This window comes from Halomonas sp. V046 (genome assembly GCF_052645355.1).
This window is the reverse complement of sequence record NZ_JBQXYF010000082.1, coordinates 1-255: the sequence shown is the minus strand read 5'-3', so window position 1 is coordinate 255 and position 255 is coordinate 1. Positions and strand designations below refer to the sequence as shown.

General features: G+C 61.2%; 1 protein-coding gene. It reads left to right on the top strand.

The features are described from left to right. Positions 1-255 (top strand): 4Fe-4S dicluster domain-containing protein (locus ACUN9Y_RS22340; protein ID WP_445462930.1); only part of this gene is annotated, 255 nt, incomplete at both ends.

The window sequence follows — 255 nt, the reverse complement described above, 5'->3', positions numbered from 1 at the left end:
AGTTCGAAAACACCTTCATGATGTACCTGCCGCGCCTGTGCGAGCACTGCCTGAACCCGGCCTGCGTGGCGTCGTGCCCGAGCGGTGCGATCTACAAGCGCGAAGAAGACGGCATCGTGCTGATCGACCAGGACAAGTGCCGCGGCTGGCGGATGTGCGTGTCCGGCTGCCCGTACAAGAAGATCTACTACAACTGGAAGACCGGCAAGTCCGAGAAGTGCATCTTCTGCTACCCGCGCATCGAATCGGGCCAGC